This is a genomic window from Vibrio sp. 1641, from assembly GCF_033339995.1.
GTDB lineage: Bacteria > Pseudomonadota > Gammaproteobacteria > Enterobacterales > Vibrionaceae > Vibrio > Vibrio alginolyticus.
The window spans coordinates 232,444-254,079 of sequence record NZ_JAWOVP010000005.1 but is presented as its reverse complement, the minus strand read 5'-3'; the positions used below and the strand labels follow the sequence as shown (position 1 = coordinate 254,079).

Here is a 21,636-nt window from a genome sequence, read left to right as displayed (position 1 = left end):
GTCCAAAAGAATTGGACGACTTCTTTAATTTAACTGTCACAGACTGAAAGAGTGAGTTTATGCTTAAATTCATCGCAAAAAGGATATTTGAGGCGATCCCAACAATGTTGGTTTTGATCACCGTATCTTTCTTTCTTATGCGCTTTGCACCGGGAAACCCTTTCTCGACAGAGCGTCCATTGCCACCCGAAGTAATGGCAAATATCGAAGCTAAATATGGCTTGGATAAACCTGTATTTGAACAATACACCACGTATTTGACCAATGTTATCCAAGGTGATTTCGGACCGTCATTTAAATACCTTGATTACTCAGTAAACGAGCTGATCGCGGTTGCCTTACCTGTTTCGGCTAAAGTGGGCTTCATCGCCTTTATCTTTACTTTGATAATGGGGGTTACCGTCGGTACCATTGCTGCGCTCAAGCAAAATACTTGGATTGATTACACCATTATGTCGACTGCGATGCTTGGTGTGGTAATGCCATCCTTTGTATTAGCGCCTGCGCTTATCTACATATTCTCGCTTCACTGGAATATCTTCCCTGCGGGTGGTTGGCAAGATGGTAGCTGGCAGTATTTAGTGCTTCCTGTTATTGGTATGTCGCTACTGTATGTTGCTACCTTTGCTCGTATCACGCGTGGTTCGATGATCGAAACCCTAAACAGTAACTTTATTCGTACGGCACGTGCTAAAGGTCTAAGTTACCGTTATATCATTATCAAACACGCTCTTAAGCCGGCACTTCTCCCTGTTGTTTCTTACATGGGTCCAGCTTTCGTAGGTATCATCACCGGTTCCGTTGTTATCGAAACCATTTTTGGTCTGCCTGGTATTGGTAAACTATTCGTTAACGCTGCGTTTAACCGTGACTACTCGCTAGTAATGGGGGTAACCATTCTGATTGGTTTCCTATTCATTCTATTCAACGCGATTGTAGATATTTTACTTGCAATGATTGACCCGAAAATTCGCTACTAACAGGGACGTTTGGTTATGTTAACGAAAAAAGAAAACCTAGAAGCGATTGAGAAATTCTCCGAAAACTTGGAGATTGAAGGTCGCAGTCTTTGGCAAGATGCTCGTATCCGTTTCATGCGCAACAAAGCGGCGATGGTGAGCTTATTCCTTCTTGTTCTAATGACGTTGGCGGTTATTATCCTGCCAATGATCGCACCGTACACATTTGATGATACTGACTGGTACGCGATGCACGTTGCACCGAATGCTGACCATTGGTTTGGTACTGACAGCTTAGGCCGTGATTTATACGTGCGTACGCTAATTGGAGGTCGTATTTCGTTGATGGTAGGTGTTATGGGTGCATTTGTAGCGGTACTGATTGGTACGCTCTACGGCGCAGCATCTGGTTTCATCGGCGGTAAAGTTGACCGCGTAATGATGCGTATTCTAGAAATTTTATACGCGGTACCGTTTATGTTCCTGGTGATTGTACTGGTAACATTCTTCGGTCGTAACATCATGCTGATCTTCGTTGCGATTGGTGCTATCGCATGGCTAGATATGGCGCGTATCGTACGTGGTCAGACTCTTAGTCTACGTAGCAAGGAGTTTATCGAAGCGGCACATGTGTGTGGTGTAAGCAACTGGAAAATCATTACTCGTCATATCGTACCTAACGTACTGGGTATTGTAGCGGTATACTCTACGCTGCTTATCCCAAGTATGATTCTAACGGAATCATTCCTATCATTCCTTGGTCTTGGTGTTCAGGAACCAATGACAAGTTGGGGCGCTCTTCTACAAGAAGGTGCACAGACAATGGAAGTAGCAATCTGGCAGCTGGCATTCCCAGCAGTGTTCATGGTTGTGACGCTATTCTGCTTCAACTACGTTGGTGACGGCCTGCGCGATGCGCTGGATCCAAAAGACAGATAATTAAAAGATAAGATTAAGGAAGCAATGATGAGCTTATTAGATGTCAAAGATCTGCGCGTCGAATTCACCACGCAAGATGGTATCGTAACCGCAGTAAACGATTTGAACTTCTCTCTCAACCAAGGCGAAACCTTAGGTATCGTTGGAGAGTCGGGATCAGGTAAATCTCAAACCGTATTCGCAATCATGGGCCTTTTGGCTAAGAACGGTATTATTTCTGGTAGCGCAAAGTTTGAAGGCAAAGAAATCCTAAACTTACCAGAAAAAGAACTGAACAAAGTGCGTGCGGAACAGATCGCAATGATCTTCCAAGACCCAATGACATCACTGAACCCTTACATGAAAGTGAGTGATCAGTTGATGGAAGTGCTTATGCTGCACAAAGGCATGGGCAAAGCGGAAGCATTTGAAGAATCAGTACGCATGCTGGAAGCGGTAAAAATCCCTGAAGCGCGTAAGCGTATCACGATGTACCCGCATGAGTTTTCAGGCGGTATGCGTCAGCGTGTAATGATCGCGATGGCGTTGTTATGTCGTCCTAAACTGCTTATTGCCGATGAGCCAACAACAGCACTTGATGTGACGGTACAAGCACAGATCATGGACTTGTTGAATGAGCTGAAATCTGAGTTCAACACAGCGATCATCATGATCACGCACGACCTTGGTGTGGTTGCAGGTTCGTGTGACAAGGTGCTGGTGATGTATGCAGGCCGTACTATGGAGTACGGCAACGTAAACGAAATTTTCTACAATCCAAGCCATCCTTATGCGGAGGGGCTGCTGAAGGCGATTCCTCGCCTCGATACTGAGGGTGAAATTCTGCCGACCATTCCTGGTAATCCACCAAACTTGCTTCGTCTACCGCCGGGCTGCCCTTATCAAGAGCGCTGTCACCGTGTGATGGATCGTTGTAAGCGCGAGGCGCCAATTCTGACACCATTTGGTGATGGTCGTCAGCGTGCATGTTTTTCTGAATGGGAGGCTTGGAACAAATGAACGCAGTAGACAAAAAACTAATTCTGGACATTTCTGAGCTGAAAGTTCACTTCAGCATTGCCTCAAAGTCGGCATGGCCGTGGTCAAAGCCTTCGAGCCTGAAAGCGGTAGATGGCGTGAACGTTCGACTATACGAAGGGGAAACGCTTGGTGTAGTAGGTGAATCAGGTTGTGGTAAATCGACGTTTGCTCGTGCCATCATTGGTCTGGTTGAAGCTACTGACGGCCAAGTAGTTTGGTTGGGTCAAGACCTTACTAAAATGAAAAGCGTTCAGCGCCGTGAGACGCGTAAAGAAATTCAGATGATTTTCCAAGACCCATTGGCATCGCTGAATCCGCGTATGACTGTTGGTGATATCATCGCTGAACCTCTTGAGACATTCTATCCAGAACTGTCTAAGCAGGAAGTGAAAGATCGCGTTAAAGAGATGATGGCGAAAGTTGGCCTATTACCTAACGTGATTAACCGTTACCCACACGAGTTCTCGGGTGGTCAGTGTCAGCGTATCGGGATAGCGCGTGCGCTTATCCTTAAGCCTAAGATGATCATTTGTGACGAGCCAGTATCGGCGCTTGATGTATCTATTCAAGCTCAGGTTGTTAACCTGCTTAAAGAGATTCAAAAAGAGTTAGGGCTTTCTCTGGTATTCATTGCGCATGACTTGTCTGTCGTTAAACACATTTCAGATCGCGTTTTAGTTATGTATTTAGGTAATGCCGTGGAACTTGGCGAGGCCGAGGCTCTGTTTGCTGATCCTAAGCACCCATATACGCGTGCGCTGATGTCTGCGGTTCCGATCCCGGACCCGGATATTGAGCGCAATAAGAAAATCCAAATGCTAGAGGGTGATCTTCCTTCACCTATCAACCCACCGTCGGGTTGTGTATTCCGCACTCGTTGCCCACAAGCAACCGAAGAGTGTGCGAAGACAAAGCCAACCATTTTAGGTAATGACGTTCACGCGGTATCTTGTTTACACGTTAGTGTATAAATTCAGCCTGTGACGGGCTTAAGCGCGACACCTTCATCGGGTCGCGCTTTTTTTATGTGTCTGATTTATACATTCGAATTTCTTGAACATGATGTCCTAAGTTCGATGATTCTCTGTTTGATAGGAAACGCTAATATAGACACAAACAGAACGAGAGGAGAGCAATCATGGGTAAGTTGGTTGAAGGTGTTTGGCAAGATGTCTGGTATGACACAAAATCAAATGGTGGCAAATTTGTGCGCGAAGATGCCGGATTCCGTAACTGGGTTAAAAACGACCCTGATGCGGAGTTTACACCAGAGTCCGGTCGATACCATTTGTATGTCTCTCTTGCTTGTCCGTGGGCACATCGAACCCTCATTTTCCGCAAGCTGAAAGGTTTAGAACCACATATTGATGTCACGGTCGTTTGCCCTGATATGCTCAGCCAAGGTTGGCAAATGGGGCTTCCTGAGCCATTGTTTGGTCACACGCGCATGTATCAAATTTACACGCAGGCCAAACCCGATTACACGGGCCGCGTAACCGTGCCTGTACTTTGGGATAAAAAGACCAATACTATTGTGTCAAACGAGTCGTCAGAGATCATTCGCATGTTCAATTCGGAATTCAATGCGTTAACAGGGAATCACGACGACTACTATCCAGATCATCTAAAACACGTTATTGATGAGTGGAACGATTTTGTTTATCCAAATGTCAACAACGGAGTGTATCGTTGTGGCTTCGCGACTACACAAGAGGCGTATGAAGAAGCGTTTGATTCTTTGTTTAATGCGTTAGATAAAATCGATGCTCACTTAGCGACGCATCGTTACTTAGCTGGGAACACAATTACTGAGGCTGATTGGCGTTTGTTTACGACTCTTATTCGTTTTGATGCGGTGTATGTGGGGCATTTCAAGTGTAACAAGCAGCGCATCGCAGACTACGAAAATATACAAGGCTACTTAAAAGAGTTATATCAAGTCGAAGGCGTCGAAGAAACGACGGATTTCTATCACATTAAACGCCACTACTACTTCAGCCACACTGGGATTAATCCGACGCAAGTTGTACCAAAAGGGCCTGATTTAGACCTAAATACTCCTCATGGAAGAGAAAGGATTGGCTAGTTTGCTGCTTCCATTGCAAATGAAAAAGTACTTAACGGTTAGCAATGCCGTTAAGTACTTTTGTGTCATCTAAATACCGGGAGTAGGAAGTTTACTTTTTCATTCATCGCCACCTTACTTAGCGCGTACGATGTCCATCACTAGCTTTCCGTCCACTTTTACAGGACCGTCCTCTTTAGCGCCGAGCGTATACTCAAACACACCAGTCTTCATGCCACCTTTCTCTCCGTGGACCATTAACATCAGCATATCGCCTGATTCTACTGGTTCCATCAAAATTGCATTTACGTTTTCATTCTTTCCCATTTTTAACGGAGCGTAGCCGATAACAGGACCAGGCTTCATTGATTCGTCTGTTCGGTGGACAACCATCCACCCATTGTCATCAGCATGAGCCATTTCAGCGGTCACCGTTCCTCCGGACATATCTTGATCGACGCCTTTAATACTCGAGGCGGAAAAGCTGAATGAAGAAAAACTAATCAGAAACGCAGCTAAACCAAACTTTATCAGTGATGTATTGATGAAATCCTTCATATATATTCCTTAGCAGTCAATGAGTTTGTGCATTGCAGTAGCTTTTACGTATTTCCTAGCAAAAAAGTTTAGCTAAAACGTAAATAATGCCGATAAATTGAACAGGGGCCGTGCTGCCTTGGAGCCAATGTATTTTGGGGAATGGGTCAATCGGTGTAAGAACAAGCGCGAGCATTGTCGATTAGGTGTGGTGGGGCGATAGGGAGAAAAGCTTTGCGCACCAGTAATTATAGGTTGTGCAGTGATTGGTATAAAAAACAAATAAGTGTTCTGGCCAGCAATAGAAAAAGCCCTCGACGAATCGAGGGCTTTGTATCTATATCTAACTAGATGTCAGAAGCGATTATTTAGCTTCTTGGTCTGCTTGGATAGCTGTTAGAGCGATGGTGTACACGATGTCGTCTACTAGCGCTCCACGAGACAAGTCGTTTACAGGCTTACGCATACCTTGCAGCATTGGACCGATAGATACTAGGTCAGCTGAACGTTGTACCGCTTTGTAAGTTGTGTTACCCGTATTTAGGTCTGGGAATACAAATACTGTCGCTTTACCTGCAACTGGAGAGTTTGGTGCTTTAGAAGCAGCAACGTTTTCCATAATGGCAGCGTCGTACTGTAGAGGACCGTCAATGATAAGATCAGGACGTTTCTCTTGAGCCAGTTTTGTTGCTTCACGTACTTTATCAACGTCTGCACCCTTACCAGATTCACCAGTAGAGTAAGAGATCATTGCAACGCGTGGTTCGATACCGAATGCTGCTGCAGAGTCAGCAGATTGGATAGCGATTTCAGCAAGCTGTTCAGCAGTTGGATCTGGGTTGATTGCACAGTCACCGTAAACCAGTACTTGATCAGGCAGAAGCATGAAGAATACTGAAGATACGATAGACGCATTTGGTGCCGTCTTGATGATTTGGAACGGAGGAACGATAGTGTTCGCCGTAGTGTGAACAGCACCAGAAACTAGGCCGTCAACTTCGTCGTTCTCAAGCATCATTGTGCCAAGGAATACTGAATCTTGTAGCTTCTCACGAGCCACAACTTCAGTCATGCCTTTCGCACCGCGCAACTCAACTAGGCGAGCAACGTAGTTTTCACGAACAGCATCTGCATCGATGATGGTTACACCAGTACCTAGCTCAACGCCTTGTTGAGCCGCTACGCGACGGATTTCATCTGGGTTACCTAGAAGTACACAGTCTGCAATGCCGCGTTCAGCACAGATTGCTGCTGCTTTAACTGTGCGTGGTTCGTCACCTTCTGGAAGAACGATACGCTTACCTGCTTTACGAGCAAGTTCAGTTAGCTGGTAACGGAACGCTGGTGGGCTTAGACGACGAGACTTCTGAGTGCCTTCAGTCATAGACTCGATCCAGTTACCGTCAATGTGGCCAGCAACGTGTTCGTTGATGAACTCGATACGCTCTTTATCGTCTGCAGGTACTTCGATGCTGAAGCTCTGTAGGTTTAGAGACGTTTGCCAAGTGTTACCTTGTGCTTTGAAGATAGGTAGACCAGTGTCGAATGCTGGTTTACATAGGCCTTCGATTTCGCTAGGGATATCGTAACCGCCAGTTAGCAGTACTGCACCAATATCCACACCGTTCATTGCAGCAAGAGAAGCAGCAACGATAACATCAGGACGGTCTGCAGAAGTAACAAGTAGAGAACCCGGTTTGAAGTGCTCAATCATGTTTGGCAGAGAACGTGCACAGAAAGTGATGCTCTTGATGCGACGAGTGTTGATGTCACCTTCGTTGATGATATCTGCTTTCAGGTGCTTAGCCATGTCGATTGCACGAGTCGCAATCAGATCAATGCTCCATGGCACACAACCTAGTACACGAATTGGAGAAGTGTTGAAAATTTCCATCACTTTCAATTCGTTTTGTTTCGCGCTGTCTGCATCGTCAAAGATTTCAGATAGGTCAGGGCGAGTACGGCCAGCTTCGTCAACAGGAGCGTTTAGCTTGTTGATGATAACACCAGAGATGTTTTTGTTTTTAGTGCCGCCGAAGTTAGAACATGCTACTTCGATACGCTCTTTCAGTTGCGCAGGGTTATCAGTACCTGGAGTCGCAACTAGCACGATTTCTGCACCAAGTGTTGCCGCGATTTCCGCGTTTACTTGGTTTGCAAATGGGTGCTTACGAGTAGGTACAAGACCTTCGATTAGCGTAACGTCTGCGTCTTTGTTGATTTGGTTGTAACGTTCAACAACGGTTTCTAGCAGCTCGTCCATGTTGTCGTTACCGATTAGGCTTTCAGCAACAGACATCGCCATTGGTTCACCGATCTTCATATCGCTGTTACGACCAACGATAGTTGAAGTCAGATCTGGCTGATCACCACCTGAACGTGGCTGACAGATTGGCTTGTAGAAAGAAACTTTAACGCCTTTACGCTCCATAGCGCGAAGAACACCCATGCTAACGCTTGTTAGGCCAACGCCTGCGCTAGTAGGGATAAGCATAATAGTACGAGACATTCGTAGAGTACCTTTAGCTATTTGGGGGATAAAAGCTCAACTCTTATTCCATGAAGCTCGAAGAATAGGAGTTGAGCCCCTAAGAAATTCGTTTGAATGAAAATCTGGCTAGCCGAGTGGCTAGCCAGGAATTCAATTAAAGACCTGTCAGGCGAGCAGTGTCTTCAGCGATGACTAGCTCTTCGTTAGTAGAGATAACCATTGCAGGGATACGGCTGTTTTCAGTCGTGATAACGCCTTCGCCGCCGAAGCGAGCTTTAAGGTTAGCTTCGCTATCTACTTCGATACCGAAGATGCCAAGACGGTTTAGAACCATTTCACGGATAGGGCCAGAGTTCTCGCCGATACCGCCAGTGAAAGTGATTGCGTCTAGACGGCCTTCCATTGAAGCCGTGTAGCCAGCAACGTATTTAGCTAGACGGTGGCAGAACACGTCCATTGCGCGTGTTGCTTCTTCTTTTTGACCGTAGTTGTCTTCAACGAAACGACAGTCAGAAGTCACTTCAGTTAGACCTTGAAGACCAGACTCTTTAGTTAGCATCGTGTTGATTTGATCAACAGAGTAACCTAGAGCGTCGTGTAGGTGGAAGACGATAGCAGGGTCGATGTCGCCACAGCGAGTACCCATTACCAGACCTTCAAGTGGAGTAAGACCCATAGAAGTGTCTACAGATTGACCGTTCTTGATCGCACATACAGATGCGCCGTTACCTAGGTGACAGTTGATGATGTTTACTTCTTCAACTGGTTTGTTTAGTAGGCCTGCAACTTCACGAGTGATGAACAAGTGAGAAGTACCGTGCATGCCGTAACGACGGATACCGTGTTCTTTGTATAGGTTGTATGGAAGAGCGTATAGGTAAGACTCTTCAGGCATAGTTTGGTGGAACGCAGTGTCAAATACAGCAACGTTTTTCAGCTCTGGGAAGTTTTTCTTAGCCGCTTCGATACCGATGATGTGAGCAGGGTTATGAAGAGGTGCAAATGTTGCAGCGTCTTGAATACCTTTTAGAACTTCATCAGTAATTAGTGCAGATTGAGTGAACTGCTCGCCGCCGTGAACGATACGGTGACCGATTGCGCCTAGGTTAGCTTTAAGCTCTGGCTTAGAAGCAAGAATAGTTTCTACCATAAACGCTAGTGCTTCTTCGTGAGCTGCACCATTGCCTAGTTGAGCTTCGTGCTTGCCATCAAGTTTCCACTTGATGCGAGCTTCAGGAAGGTGAAGACACTCAGCAAGACCTGACAAGTGCTCGTCGCCGTTCTCGGCATCAACAACGGCAAATTTAAGAGAAGAACTACCGCAGTTTAAAACTAAAACTAGCTTAGACATGTATGACTACCTGTTATTCGTCTGATAAAAAAATCAGTTAAAGAATGAAAAATTAATCACAAGAATAGCCGATACCCAGAAGGCTGCGTACTAATCCTGGTCAAAAATTGTTCTAATTCCATATAAAGAAATAGTGATGAACCCTTCCATCACTATGATGCGATCCGTGCAGATAGATATCTCGGAGTTGCTTAAATTGTAAATAACAGCAACAATGAGATTGAGGGTCTGCAAAGGATAGCGATAATAAGCAATGATAACAAAAAAAATTTGAAAGAATATTAACTTTCATCAATTTTTTGTACCTTCAGTTGAAATGTTCAACTATTTTTTAGTGAGAGAGCGGTATGAGTAATAAAGTCGGATTGATCCATAGCCTGAAAGATGGCCAGAATTACATGGAGATCTGGCCGGTTCGTAAAGAGCTAAGCGCCATATTTCCGGAACAGCGTATCATTAAGGCGACTCGCTTTGGCATTAAAGTCATGCCGGCCGTTGCTGCGATCAGCGTACTCACTCAAATGGCATTCAACAATTACCACGCGTTACCTCAATCCATTGTTGTCGCCTTGTTTGCGATTAGCTTGCCACTTCAAGGCATTTGGTGGCTTGGTGCTCGATCCAACACGAAATTGCCGCCTTCTTTGGCCTCTTGGTATCGGGAGTTGCATCAAAAAATTGTGGAAACAGGTTTTGCATTAGAGCCTGTCAAAGCTCGCCCTCGTTACAAAGAGCTTGCGATAATACTGAACCGAGCGTTTCGCCAGCTCGATAAATCGTCATTAGAGCGTTGGTTCTAATTTAAATTGTTTGAAATGGAGTGTGCACTGGCCGCTCCATTTTTGATCCTGCCTCTATTACCTACTTTGACGGTCGTTGATGAAGCGAGCGAAGCTTTGTTTACCAAAGATTCTTTCCGGATGAAGAAGTCCCCCGATCACAAATGTTGCTTTAGTGTTAAATCTTTCTTTTCTTTACTAAGACTTAGTAGTAATAATAAAAACAAGATGCGCAAGAAGTGCACAGTTATATGAACACAACAATACCGCCTTCAAACATTTGAATTCACGAGTCGATACACATATTGAAAGCTCGTGAAACAAGGACGAAGTCACATCAAGGAGTTATGATGAAAACGAAACGTTTATTAGCCACTGCCGTTCTATCAGCTACTGCTATTTTCTCTTCTACCAATGTACTGGCCGCCACTGCAACTGTCGCAGTTTCACAGATTGTCGAACACCCGGCGTTAGACGCGACGCGCCAAGGGTTACTTGATGGTTTGAAAGCGAAAGGCTACGAAGAAGGCAAAAATCTAGAATTTGATTATAAGACCGCACAGGGTAATCCAGCGATTGCGGTGCAAATTGCCCGTCAGTACGTCGGCGAAAATCCTGATGTGTTAGTTGGCATCGCGACACCTTCGGCACAAGCTTTGGTGTCGGCTACTCGCTCTATTCCTGTTGTCTTTACTGCGGTAACAGATCCGGTTGGTGCGAAATTGGTTAAGTCGATGGAACAACCAGGCAAAAACGTAACTGGCCTGTCTGATCTTTCACCCGTTGCTCAGCATGTCGATCTCATCCAAGAAATTCTTCCTCAGGTGAAAAGCATCGGGGTTGTATTTAATCCCGGTGAAGCTAATGCCGTGACTTTAGTTGAATTACTAAAAGAAAGCGCAAAAGCAAAAGGCATACAAGTGGTTGAAGCGACCGCACTAAAAAGTGCTGATGTTCAGTCTGCGACTCAAGCGATTGCAGCGAAATCAGACATTCTTTACGCCCCAACAGACAATACAGTTGCAAGTGCGATTGAAGGGATGATTGTGGCAGCGAATCAAGCGAAGAAACCTGTATTTGGTGGCGCGACGTCGTATGTCGAAAAGGGTGCTATTGCAGGCTTAGGTTTTGACTACTACCAGGTTGGTGTACAAACCGCGGATTACGTGGCGGCGATTCTTGATGGTCAAGAACCAGGCAAGCTGGATGTAAAAGTCGCGACGGGCTCTGACCTTGTAATTAATGAAAGCGCAGCATCTAAGCTCGGTATCAAGCTGCCAAGTTCTGTGGTTGAACGTGCGACAAGCATGCAATAAGTAACGCTTTTTGGGGTAAAGACCGTCACGTTGGTTGGTAGACGCTTGCCCCAAAATTGATACTCGCCGAATTTCTCGTGTAGAGCATTCTGCTAGAGAAGAAGGGGAGTATACGTTAGAAGTCTTACGTTCAGGTTGGTATTAGCCAGCCTGAGCATGCAGAAAGGAGCAGTTATGTCTGCATTTGCTTTTTTTGGCGCACTCGAAATTGGCTTGATTTATGGCCTAGTCGCTCTGGGTGTGTATCTTACGTTCCGTGTTCTCGATTTCCCCGATTTGAGTGTGGATGGCAGCTTTCCAATGGGAGCTGCGGTGGCTGCAACGGCGATTGTCGCAGGTATTAATCCTTGGCTTGCGACAATAATGGCGATGATAGCTGGTAGTATGACGGGGTGGGTAACCGCTTTTCTGGCTGTTCGGTGTGGTATTTTACACCTGTTAGCTTCCATTCTTACCATGATCGCTGCATTTTCAATTAATATTCGTATTATGGGCAAACCTAATATGGCGTTGCTTGGAGAGGATACTATTCTCACTCCGTTTGAAGCATTGGGCGATGCGATGTTTATTCGCCCTCTGGTTGTTGGGGTCTTAGTTCTTCTTTCCGCTTTCTTTGTCATTCGCCTGCTGAACAGCGACTTTGGTCTTGGTTTACGAGCCACGGGTGTGAATGCGCGTATGGTTTCTGCGCAAGGGGCGAGCACTGGCTTTTATACCTACTTTGGCTTGGCTTTATCCAACGGGTTTGTGGGATTCGCAGGCGCGTTGTTTGCACAAACGAACAGCTTTGCGGATGTGACCTCTGGCGTGGGCACCATTGTCGTTGGTTTGGCAGCTGTGATTTTGGGGCAGACCCTTATTCCCGGGCGCAAGATTTGGGTTGCGGTATTTGCGGTCATCATCGGTTCGGTACTTTATCGCCTTGCAGTGGCTTTCGCTTTGAGCTCTGGCATGTTTGGTTTACAAGCTTCAGACCTCAACCTTGTTACCGCAGTATTGGTGGCTGTGGCGCTTATTGCTCCAAAGCTAAAACAGAGCATGAGAGCGAAACAACGCGTTACTGATGCTAAACAAGCGGCATCAAAAAATGGTTCTGGGGAGGCATTATGATCGAACTAAATAATATTCAGGTCACGTTCAACCCTGGGACGATTTTGGAAAATCGTGCATTGAAAGGCGTCTCTTTAGAGGTTCCAGAGCATCAATTTCTTACCGTGATTGGTTCTAATGGCGCAGGAAAATCGACGTTGCTTGGTGCGGTGACAGGTGAGACGCCGATGATAGGTGGTCAGGTGATCATTGATGGCAAAGACGTCACCAAGCAGACGGTTGCCCAACGTGCGACGCAATGCGCCCGAGTGTTTCAAGATCCATTGGCCGGGACTTGTGGTGAACTGACGATAGAAGAGAACATGGCTCTAGCGCACATGCGTGGTAAAAAACGCAGCTGGGGGTTGGCGCTCTCTACCAAACGTCGCAAGCTGTTCCAAGAGCGAATTAGCATCCTCGGTCTTGGTTTAGAAGACCGCTTGGGCGATAGCATTGGGTTGCTGTCTGGTGGACAACGACAAGCCGTTAGCCTTGTGATGGCGACGTTATCGGAGAGTAAGTTGTTGTTGCTTGATGAACACACGGCTGCGCTTGATCCTCGTATGGCGGCGTTTGTTATCGACTTAACTAAACGTATTGTCGATGAGTTCGATTTAACCGTGATGATGGTGACGCATTCGATGAAAGACGCATTAGCATGTGGCGATAGGACCGTAATGCTTCACCAAGGTGAAATTGTGCTTGATGTGGCTGGAGAGCAGCGTGCTAACATGCAAGTACCAGACTTGTTGGATATGTTCTCCAAAGTGCGTGGTGAAGAGCTGGCAGATGACAGTCTTTTGTTGAACTAAGCGGTATCCGACAAGTCACTACGCCTACTAAGTGTGATCCTCCTTGGGAAAATTGGCTGATATGTCAACTCGCAAGGAGGATTTCTTGTCTCTAATTCTTCAATAACATAGTGGCATATCCGATGACGAGGAGTGCCCATAATGAACCTGCCATTTATTTTTCATAGTCAAACTATTGATGGTTTAGCTTTTAATGACGAGCACGTTACAGTCAGACTGAAAACCGAGACATTGGATTTTGATTCCGTCTATGTGCGTATTGAGCCGGACAATGAAGAATATCTGGTCGACATGGCTCAAGTAGGAACGGCTGGTGAATTATTACTATGGGAGGCATCGTTTCGACCAAATCAAGATCGAGATGTCACACATTATGTGTTTAAGCTCCTCAAAGACGGACAACAATACTGGCTCGATGCACGAGGCGTACAAAAGCGTATTCCACCCAAAGAGTTCCACTTTAAGTTGAATGTAGAGCATCAACCACCAAGCTGGGTCCAAGAGCAAGTTTTCTATCAAATCTTTCCTGACCGTTTTTCTGCTAGTAAAAGTGAGTCCGATATTCGCCACGCTTATGCTCAGTATGATTCTGCATCGATCGTCAAGCCGTGGGGAGACGCGGTAGGTTCTCACCAAAATACCGGGGCACGTGAATTCTTTGGCGGCGACCTCAAAGGTGTAGAACAAAAGTTGGACTATCTTGAACAGCTCGGCGTTACTGCGCTTTATTTCAATCCGATCTTTTCTTCACCAAGTAATCATAAATACGACACCACTGATTACTTCACTGTTGACCCTATGTTCGGCACCAACGATCAGTTTGCTGAACTGTGTGAGAAAATCCGTGGTAAGAATATGAAGATTGTCTTAGACGCGGTGTTTAACCACACGTCAGTGCATCATCCTTGGTTTGATATCCAACAAAAAGCAGAAGGAGCACATGGCAATCCGCAGTCAAAGTTCCGTGATTACTACTTTTTCGAAGGCGAAACCAATCACTACATTGGTTGGAAAGGCATTGGTAACTTACCGGTTCTGAACTTCGAAAATGAACAGGTGCGCGACTACATCTACCAAAGTGAAGAGTCTGTCATCAAGTACTGGCTGAAGCCACCGTACTTGGTTGATGGCTGGCGGTTTGATGTAATTCATATGCTTGGCGAAGGGGACGGCGCGAAAAACAATGCTCATTATGTGGCAGCGTTTCGTAATGCGACTAAGTCAGTAAAACCGAATGCTTATGTGTTAGGTGAGCACTTTTTTGAAGCAACGCAGTGGTTGCAAGGTGATCAAGAGGATGGGGCGATGAACTACTACGGTTTTGCTCATCCAGTCCGAGCTTTTATCGCACGACAAGACATTATGTACGATCCAATCAACATTGATGGTTTGGAGTTTAAAGCATGGTTGGACGAAGCCAGAGCAAAAATCCCATTTTCTAATCAGCTATCGCAGCTAAATCAACTCGATAGTCACGATACTGCTCGGTTTATCACATTGGTTGATGGTGATAAGCGTAAAATGAACATCGCGCTAGCAATGCTTATGACTTACGTTGGCACGCCTTGTATTTACTACGGGAGTGAAGTCGGTCTAGAAGGAGGTCTAGACCCGGATAATCGTCGCTGTTTTCCTTGGAATGAAATCGAAAGTTCACAATGGCTATCGCTTTACCAACAATGGATCAAGATACGTAAACAATGTAAGCCTTTACAGTCGGGCTGTATTCAATGGCTTCATTGCACTAACAACCAGTTGGCGTACGCACGTGTACTGGGTCGCGAAGCAGTCGTTGTTATGATTAATCTCAGTGGTAATGAATGTTCAATCGATTTACCTATGTGGCAACTGGGCTTGGAGGTTAGCCAAGTTATATCGTTGTTAGATGACACAGAACAGGTTGATTATAAAGGTCATATCTCTGTCAATATGTCGGCACAGAGCTGCAAATTATGGCGACTAAAGTGACACCACACTCTATATTGATTAAACTCCTTTAATATATAAACGGTCTCAAACAGCGCGCACACATTTGTTTGGTCTCTTGTTATCTGGTGCTGCATTGCATGCGTCACCAGATAACGAGTATCAATTTAATAGCAGTCATAAGAGACTATTGACCTTTCATATGCATGGTACTCAATGGTAAACCAAAGGCGATTTAGCCTCTCATTTGTCATCTTTTTTCCTCTGGCGTTATTTGTAGTGGTTTTACTCGTGACAACGAAAAATTACTATGATGCGGTTAACCGCTATATCGATTCTGAGTATTCGCGTATCGAGCGTGCAATGTCTCGCGGTATTAAAGTACTCACGGCTTTAGATTACAGCTTCACCAACTATACCAATTACGCTAACCCACTGTTTGAAGAACATAATTCTTTAGTCAAAGAAGGGCTTTGTTATCTTTGGCCTATAGATGTGTTATTACTCGAAAGTGTTTATAGTGAAGGGTTACCTGCGGTTGACCTTGATTATATGATCGTAGGGGACGAAAGCTTATGTCAGCAAGGTTCAACGATTAACCAGTTAGCTGAACAAAAGGCGGGTTTTGCGCCGTCATTGTCATTTCTGCACGATATTGAATCGCACATTGTTGGAATCCATTACATTGACAAGCGCGGTTACGTTATCTCCTCCCCCGATACCTACGCAAAAAATTTCACAAGAGAGCTTTTGTCAACGCTAAAAGCCCGACCTTTTTGGCAAAAAACCGCGCAAGATAAAGTGAACATTACCTTGGCTGGACCAGGGCCTGTGTTGGACTCGATGGAAGGTCAAGTCATTAGTATGACGGTACCCGTCTATGAGAAAGGAGAACATCAAGGTGTTTTGTCTATTGATTTTGACATCAATACGCTCATGGCTTCGTCGCTAGGTCTTGTTGGTCAGTTTCATTTGGTTTCCAATTTACAATCCATTCCTTCAAACAGTACACGAATCAAACCAGTCGAATTAGAGCGATTGAGTGCGAATCACAGCATGTACTACGAGTACAACCTTTGGGATGAAGCTAAGAACCTAGCGGTTTTTGAAAAATACAGCCTTATTGTCGCACTATTTATTTACGTGCTGAGTACCGTCGTCTTGTTCTATGTGAATATGCATAGCGAGCGACGCTACTTTAAAGAACTGGCAGCAAGAGACCCAATGACCAGCTTATTGAATCGTCGAGGTATGCAAACCGTGTGGCGTAATAAGATGACAAAAAAACAGGTTGCTTTAGCAGTGTTCGATATTGATAACTTCAAGAAGATCAACGACACCTATGGTCATGATGTCGGTGATTCTGCAATTCAGCTTGTTGCAAAATGTATACGTGAAAATATTCGCCATACCGATGTTGCCTCAAGGTTTGGTGGCGAAGAGTTCGTTTTAGCGATTTATGACGAAGATTCAGAAGGCATTAAACTCATTTTAGACAGAGTAAAAAAAGCCATAGATGAGCGTTCGATACGCGTAACGAAAGAAGGCTTTACGATCTCTGGCGGTGTGGTGTTTAGTAAAGAGAGCCGAGTAGAAAACTTTGATGAATTGTTTAAAGCGGCGGATGAAAAGTTATATCAAGCCAAAAGTACCGGCAAAAATAAGATCTGTTACTAGGATTTAGGTACAAAAAAGGACGAGATATTCGTCCTTTTTTGTGTTCGGGAGTTATGCAACCTGAGAGTTTAAGTCATCGCGGTAGCGTTGAATATGCTCAACAATTGGTGCGGCTTTGTTGAACGTTCTGATTTCTCTAAATAGGTCTTTTGCTTCAGGATAAGCCTGACGTAAGTAAGAGAACCATTGTTTTACGCGGTTTGGGTAATACAAGCCTTTATCGCCTTTCATCTCAAACTTGGAGTAATAGATGAGCAACTCAACCACCTCGGGCCATGACATTGGCTGGTGGTTATGTTTCACCATATTGCCTAAGTTAGGGATATTGAAAGCGCCTCGGCACACCATCAAAGAGTTAACGCCAGTCGTTTCAATGCAACGTTGACCGTCTTCATAATTCCAAATTTCACCATTCGCTATCAGTGGGATATCGAAACGTTCGCGAATTTGGTTGATGTAATCCCATTTTATCTCAGAAGCTTTATAACCACCTTGTTTAGTACGTGCGTGTACGGTCAATTCATTTGCGCCAGCAGACTGAATGGCATCGACAATTTCAAAGCAATCTTCAGGGTTCTCCCAGCCAAGACGAATTTTTGCAGTTACGGGAATGGCTTCTGGAACGGCTTCTCGACAAGCTTTCACAACACGGTGAATGAGCTCTGGATGCTGGAGTAGCGCTGCTCCACCTTTACTTTTGTTGACCATTTTGGCTGGGCAACCAAAGTTTATATCAATGCCTCTGGCACCAAGATTTGCCGCTTTAATTGCGTTCTCAGCCATCCAGTTCGGTTCCTGTCCCAACAATTGCACATGTACTGGCACACCAGATGCAGTCTGAGAACCTTGCAACAGCTCTGGGCATAAACGGTGAAACACATGATCGGGTAATAGCTGGTCGATTACGCGAACAAACTCCGTAACACACAGGTCATAGTCGTTTATCTCGGTCAGGATTTGGCGCATCAAATGATCTAAAACGCCTTCCATTGGGCCTAGTACAACTCGCATAGCTTGCCTAATACAGTTTGGTGGTAAAAAGGAGGGCGATTGTAGCGATGTAAGTTAAGTTTGTCATTAAAAGACTCGAAGCGCCCAATGCCGTCAAACACACAACGTTAGGTTACTTGCTTTTGAGCTCTGAGGTATAATGCCGCCAAATTTATGGGAAACCAGATGTCATGCAATACACATTGATTGAAAAAGGTGAAGTTCACGTCGATGAATCTTGCCTATTTATCGAAGGCGCAGTGTTAGCTGCGAATCTGACGACAAAACCACTCGCTCCTGAAAAGTGGTTAGAGCCGCTATTAGGTGAGGGATTCAAAGCGATTCAACCAGCTGTGGAAGAGCAAATTCACAAGCAGCATAACCGAATTCAACGAAACGAATATTCCGTGCTAGAGCTAACAGGCAAAGAACCTGAACAACTTGCTGATTTTGCCGAAGGCTTTATGTCTGTTTGGTCAATGATTGAAGAACAGTGGCAAGACGTTGAGCTCAATGATGGATTACAGCGTATGCTGCAAGCATTACTGACCACTTTGATGCTGGCTATCGATGAGCCAGCAACGCAGCAACAGATGCGCGACGCAGGTATTGAAACGCCACCGGCCCTGACAGATTTAGTCGACCAGCTTGATTTAATGGTCGGTGAAGTCGCGCTGGGCGCGGATGAGTTGATGGTAGGAAATAAAGCTCAAAGCCTAAACCCATTCAAAGGTATCGGGCGCAATGATCCCTGTCCTTGTGAGAGCGGAAAAAAATTCAAGCAGTGCTGTGGTCAATCACGCGGCTAAATCGAATCGCCGCGCTATCCACTTAACAAAGAGCCGACCAGATGGTCGGCTTTTTGTTAATTTTTACGCGTCAGTAGGATTAACGAATTGGATTAACGCGTTTTGCAGGGAAGAATTGTGCAATTACAATTAATGCCAAAGCGATTAAATTGCCTGCAAAAATTACGACTAACCATTGTGGCATTGATAAATCAAGGAACTGCCATACAACCTTAGAGCAATCACCATATGCTTCAAACATCCAAGGAACCCACTGATTGAGCGGAGCCCAGCTAGGGAATGTGACGAATAAATCGCAAGTCGCGAATGGTGATGGATTAAACTGGTAGTCAACGTGCTGCATCGCAAGTAACAAACCCTTGTAAGCACTTAATCCCCAGCCTATCAAACCTAGCCAGCGGAAAATTGGGTTCTTGGGTGCCAATATACCAACCATTGCAGCGACGCCCACTCCCATCATCGCGACTCTTTCATAAATACACATGACACATGGTGCAAGCATCATGACGTGCTGAAAATAGAGGGCACATGCTTCAAAGAAAACGACGAATAGCAGAAGCAGTAGCCACGATAAACGTCCCTTTGAAAACTGGTTAAGTGAATTTAAAATAGTCACGTTTTTGTTCCTGTCTGAAATAGAAAAAGCTCTGAATACTCAGAGCTTTTTATCGTGGATAAGTTTCCTAATCAACTCAAATTTTAGTGACCACCGGATACTACGGGAGTCAGATCACCACTATGAGGTAAAATCCAACCAGCTTCGTAGAAAGAAGCTGTTGCAGGCTCTAGGAAGAACATGATTCCCATCAGACCGACAATCGCAAGAACGACGGTGTAAGGCAGCGCCATGATAACCATTCGACCGTAAGACAGACGAATTAATGGAGCGAGAGCCGATGTGAGTAAGAATAGGAATGCCGCTTGACCGTTTGGCGTTGCAACAGAAGGCAGGTTAGTACCAGTATTGATTGCCACCGCCAGTAAGTCGAACTGATCACGAGTAATGAGACCCTCAATGAGTGCAGTTTTTACTTCATTGATGTAAACCGTACCAACGAACACGTTATCCGACACCATCGATAATAAGCCATTCGCCACATAGAACAGAGCTAGCTGAGTACCTTTATCTTCAACGGCAAGCACCGCATCGATGACTGGTTTAAACAGCTCTTGGTCAATGATTACAGCAACGATCGAGAAAAATACTGCAAGCAGTGCAGTGAAGGGCAGGGCCTCTTCAAACGCTTTCCCCATGGAGTGCTCTTCAATGACACCAGTAAATGCGGTCGCTAATATGATCACAGAAAGGCCAATTAAGCCGACAGCCGCTAAGTGCAAAGCGAGTGCAACGATCAACCAAACCGCAATAAGACCTTGAACCCAGAGTTTTGCGACATCTTGATTTGTTCGCGTTTTACGCTCTTCACGGTCAAAATCGACGAGGATCTGACGAACGTTATTAGGAAGCTTCGCGCCGTAGCCAAACACTTTAAGCTTTTCAACTAAAGCACAAGTGATGAGACCACAGAAAAATACAGGTAGTGTCACTGGAGACATACGGATTAGGAATTCACCAAATAACCAACCCGCTTGGTCTGCAATAATTAAGTTTTGAGGTTCACCAACCATCGTGGTTACGCCACCTAAGGCAGTACCTACACCAGCATGCATCAACAAAGAGCGCAAAAACGCACGATAGTTTTCTAAGTCATCACGCGTTAGTTCAGTGATCGTGTCATCTTGTGTATGGTCATGGTCACCGATAGGGTTACCAGACGCCACTTTGTGATAGATAGAGTAAAAGCCGATCGCCACGCTGATAACAACGGCGATAACCGTCAAGGCATCCAAAAATGCAGACAAAAATGCCGCAGCAAAGCAGAACGCGAGTGATAGTAGGGTTTTAGAGCGAATGCCAAGTAAAATTTTGGTAAAAATGAACAGCAATAGCTGCTTCATGAAGTAGATGCCCGCAACCATAAATACCAGAAGTAGCAGTACTTCGATATTTGCTACTAATTCGTGCTTAACTTGCGCAGGGCTAGTCATGCCGATAGCAATGGCTTCAATAGCAAGTAAACCGCCAGGTTGTAATGGGTAGCATTTTAATGCCATTGCTAGCGTGAAAATAAATTCAGCGACCAACAACCATCCAGCTACAAATGGGTTTATTAGGAAGAATACAATCGGGTTAATTATTAAGAAGGCTATAATGGCAACTTTGTACCAATCAGGCGCTTTACCAAGGAAGTTCTTGATAAAAGCGTTTCCGAGCGATATCGGCATGATAATTCTCTTTATAACAAAATTATGAATAGACACTACAATAGTGCTTAAGTATCTGTTTGTTAGACTTATTGACTAGTCTTTAAAAACAATAACTTAGTAAAACAACACTCCTTTGTTTATTGTAGTCTTGCCAAGTTACTTCCCCTGAACTCAAGCACCGCTCACTTTCGACCGCAAACTCTACACTCAGGCATTTATTAGTCAATAACAAAACGTGATGCTACCGACTAAAATGACTTTTTAAATGTAATAACGCGATCAAAACGGCGTTACTATACCATGAAAGTCTTAAAAAAATCCTCTTGGATTTTAAATGACGGTCAGTGACGAGAAAAGGCAAATTAAGAAAGAATATTAACTGTGATATACAAAGTAATTTTTCATATTTTGAATATAAAAATGTGACACGGTTGTCTTTATTTCTCCGAGATTTGTGAGCTGTTTAATTAAATGAAAATTCATATTTTACTGCTTTCGCTCGCATGTTAGAGCCTCTTAAATTGACACAACATATAGAGTATTAACTCTATATTATGGAGTCGTTTCCACTATTGATCGTAAATTTTCTCAAACCGCTAAGTAGTGGT

General features: G+C 44.8%; 18 protein-coding genes. 12 read left to right on the top strand and 6 right to left on the bottom strand.

Annotated features, from left to right (window positions below):
* Positions 1 to 59 precede the first annotated feature (59 nt).
* From oppB to R7Z47_RS13450, 5 genes are all read left to right on the top strand, one after another.
* Positions 60 to 980, top strand: a complete 921-nt coding sequence (gene oppB / locus R7Z47_RS13470) for an oligopeptide ABC transporter permease OppB (RefSeq protein WP_005380786.1) — start codon at positions 60 to 62, stop codon at positions 978 to 980.
* Between the two features lie 15 nt (positions 981 to 995).
* Positions 996 to 1,898 (top strand): oligopeptide ABC transporter permease OppC, encoded by a 903-nt coding sequence (gene oppC / locus R7Z47_RS13465; protein ID WP_017633861.1) that lies wholly within the window; start codon positions 996 to 998, stop codon positions 1,896 to 1,898.
* A 27-nt stretch (positions 1,899 to 1,925) separates the two neighbouring features.
* The gene (locus tag R7Z47_RS13460; protein ID WP_005380792.1) at positions 1,926 to 2,897 is read left to right on the top strand and encodes an ABC transporter ATP-binding protein; all 972 of its coding nucleotides are present in this window, start codon (positions 1,926 to 1,928) and stop codon (positions 2,895 to 2,897) included.
* Positions 2,876 to 3,889 (top strand): murein tripeptide/oligopeptide ABC transporter ATP binding protein OppF, encoded by a 1,014-nt coding sequence (gene oppF / locus R7Z47_RS13455; RefSeq protein ID WP_005387265.1) that lies wholly within the window; start codon positions 2,876 to 2,878, stop codon positions 3,887 to 3,889. The genes R7Z47_RS13460 and oppF overlap by 22 nt, the downstream gene beginning before the upstream one ends.
* A gap of 167 nt (positions 3,890 to 4,056) precedes the next feature.
* Entirely contained in the window at positions 4,057 to 5,004 is a 948-nt protein-coding gene (locus tag R7Z47_RS13450) for a glutathione S-transferase family protein (RefSeq protein WP_005387267.1), read from the top strand.
* Between the two features lie 114 nt (positions 5,005 to 5,118).
* Here R7Z47_RS13450 and R7Z47_RS13445 read toward each other — a convergent pair whose 3' ends face one another.
* From R7Z47_RS13445 to R7Z47_RS13435, 3 genes are all read right to left on the bottom strand, one after another.
* Complete coding sequence (locus R7Z47_RS13445) at positions 5,119 to 5,541, bottom strand: hypothetical protein (RefSeq protein ID WP_005387269.1); 423 nt, start codon at positions 5,539 to 5,541, stop codon at positions 5,119 to 5,121.
* A 343-nt stretch (positions 5,542 to 5,884) separates the two neighbouring features.
* Entirely contained in the window at positions 5,885 to 8,029 is a 2,145-nt protein-coding gene (gene pta / locus R7Z47_RS13440; RefSeq protein WP_005380805.1) for a phosphate acetyltransferase, read from the bottom strand.
* Between the two features lie 136 nt (positions 8,030 to 8,165).
* Positions 8,166 to 9,362: an acetate kinase gene (locus R7Z47_RS13435; RefSeq protein ID WP_005380807.1), complete on the bottom strand. Its 1,197-nt coding sequence runs from the start codon at positions 9,360 to 9,362 to the stop codon at positions 8,166 to 8,168.
* A 347-nt stretch (positions 9,363 to 9,709) separates the two neighbouring features.
* Here R7Z47_RS13435 and yfbV point away from each other — a divergent pair, with 347 nt between their 5' ends.
* The 6 genes from yfbV (at position 9,710) to R7Z47_RS13405 (ending at position 16,961) form a co-directional block, all read left to right on the top strand.
* Complete coding sequence (gene yfbV / locus R7Z47_RS13430; RefSeq protein ID WP_005380809.1) at positions 9,710 to 10,162, top strand: terminus macrodomain insulation protein YfbV; 453 nt, start codon at positions 9,710 to 9,712, stop codon at positions 10,160 to 10,162.
* Between the two features lie 329 nt (positions 10,163 to 10,491).
* Positions 10,492 to 11,457 carry an ABC transporter substrate-binding protein gene (locus tag R7Z47_RS13425; RefSeq protein ID WP_017633858.1) on the top strand — a complete coding sequence of 322 codons (966 nt, stop codon included), beginning with the start codon at positions 10,492 to 10,494 and terminating at the stop codon, positions 11,455 to 11,457.
* 174 nt (positions 11,458 to 11,631) lie between these two features.
* Entirely contained in the window at positions 11,632 to 12,567 is a 936-nt protein-coding gene (locus R7Z47_RS13420; RefSeq protein ID WP_012841584.1) for an ABC transporter permease, read from the top strand.
* Entirely contained in the window at positions 12,564 to 13,358 is a 795-nt protein-coding gene (locus R7Z47_RS13415) for an ABC transporter ATP-binding protein (protein WP_005387275.1), read from the top strand. The genes R7Z47_RS13420 and R7Z47_RS13415 overlap by 4 nt, the downstream gene beginning before the upstream one ends.
* 141 nt (positions 13,359 to 13,499) lie before the next feature.
* On the top strand, positions 13,500 to 15,326 hold the full coding sequence (gene malZ, locus R7Z47_RS13410) for a maltodextrin glucosidase (RefSeq protein WP_318130142.1): 1,827 nt from the start codon (positions 13,500 to 13,502) through the stop codon (positions 15,324 to 15,326).
* A gap of 174 nt (positions 15,327 to 15,500) precedes the next feature.
* A complete protein-coding gene (locus tag R7Z47_RS13405) occupies positions 15,501 to 16,961 on the top strand; it encodes a sensor domain-containing diguanylate cyclase (protein ID WP_005387278.1) in 1,461 nt (486 codons plus the stop codon).
* Between the two features lie 51 nt (positions 16,962 to 17,012).
* On the opposite strand, the gene dusC is transcribed toward R7Z47_RS13405, so the two are convergent.
* Positions 17,013 to 17,972, bottom strand: coding sequence for a tRNA dihydrouridine(16) synthase DusC (dusC, locus tag R7Z47_RS13400; RefSeq protein WP_017633856.1), 960 nt, complete (start codon positions 17,970 to 17,972; stop codon positions 17,013 to 17,015).
* 170 nt (positions 17,973 to 18,142) lie between these two features.
* On the opposite strand from dusC, the gene R7Z47_RS13395 reads away from it, so the two are divergent.
* Entirely contained in the window at positions 18,143 to 18,760 is a 618-nt protein-coding gene (locus tag R7Z47_RS13395) for a YecA family protein (RefSeq protein ID WP_064354183.1), read from the top strand.
* 79 nt (positions 18,761 to 18,839) lie between these two features.
* Here R7Z47_RS13395 and dsbB read toward each other — a convergent pair whose 3' ends face one another.
* Positions 18,840 to 19,376, bottom strand: coding sequence for a disulfide bond formation protein DsbB (gene dsbB, locus R7Z47_RS13390; RefSeq protein WP_017821379.1), 537 nt, complete (start codon positions 19,374 to 19,376; stop codon positions 18,840 to 18,842).
* Positions 19,377 to 19,459: 83 nt separating this feature from the next.
* Positions 19,460 to 21,046 (bottom strand): Na(+)/H(+) antiporter NhaB, encoded by a 1,587-nt coding sequence (gene nhaB / locus R7Z47_RS13385; RefSeq protein WP_005380822.1) that lies wholly within the window; start codon positions 21,044 to 21,046, stop codon positions 19,460 to 19,462.
* Positions 21,047 to 21,636: the final 590 nt, after the last annotated feature.

Coding starts and splice junctions, on each gene's coding strand:
- oppB (WP_005380786.1), top strand. CDS start 60: ATGCTTAAATTCATCGCAAAAAGGATATTTGAGGCGATCCCAACAATG.
- oppC (WP_017633861.1), top strand. CDS start 996: ATGTTAACGAAAAAAGAAAACCTAGAAGCGATTGAGAAATTCTCCGAA.
- R7Z47_RS13460 (WP_005380792.1), top strand. CDS start 1,926: ATGAGCTTATTAGATGTCAAAGATCTGCGCGTCGAATTCACCACGCAA.
- oppF (WP_005387265.1), top strand. CDS start 2,876: ATGGGAGGCTTGGAACAAATGAACGCAGTAGACAAAAAACTAATTCTG.
- R7Z47_RS13450 (WP_005387267.1), top strand. CDS start 4,057: ATGGGTAAGTTGGTTGAAGGTGTTTGGCAAGATGTCTGGTATGACACA.
- R7Z47_RS13445 (WP_005387269.1), bottom strand. CDS start 5,541: ATGAAGGATTTCATCAATACATCACTGATAAAGTTTGGTTTAGCTGCG.
- pta (WP_005380805.1), bottom strand. CDS start 8,029: ATGTCTCGTACTATTATGCTTATCCCTACTAGCGCAGGCGTTGGCCTA.
- R7Z47_RS13435 (WP_005380807.1), bottom strand. CDS start 9,362: ATGTCTAAGCTAGTTTTAGTTTTAAACTGCGGTAGTTCTTCTCTTAAA.
- yfbV (WP_005380809.1), top strand. CDS start 9,710: ATGAGTAATAAAGTCGGATTGATCCATAGCCTGAAAGATGGCCAGAAT.
- R7Z47_RS13425 (WP_017633858.1), top strand. CDS start 10,492: ATGAAAACGAAACGTTTATTAGCCACTGCCGTTCTATCAGCTACTGCT.
- R7Z47_RS13420 (WP_012841584.1), top strand. CDS start 11,632: ATGTCTGCATTTGCTTTTTTTGGCGCACTCGAAATTGGCTTGATTTAT.
- R7Z47_RS13415 (WP_005387275.1), top strand. CDS start 12,564: ATGATCGAACTAAATAATATTCAGGTCACGTTCAACCCTGGGACGATT.
- malZ (WP_318130142.1), top strand. CDS start 13,500: ATGAACCTGCCATTTATTTTTCATAGTCAAACTATTGATGGTTTAGCT.
- R7Z47_RS13405 (WP_005387278.1), top strand. CDS start 15,501: ATGGTAAACCAAAGGCGATTTAGCCTCTCATTTGTCATCTTTTTTCCT.
- dusC (WP_017633856.1), bottom strand. CDS start 17,972: ATGCGAGTTGTACTAGGCCCAATGGAAGGCGTTTTAGATCATTTGATG.
- R7Z47_RS13395 (WP_064354183.1), top strand. CDS start 18,143: ATGCAATACACATTGATTGAAAAAGGTGAAGTTCACGTCGATGAATCT.
- nhaB (WP_005380822.1), bottom strand. CDS start 21,046: ATGCCGATATCGCTCGGAAACGCTTTTATCAAGAACTTCCTTGGTAAA.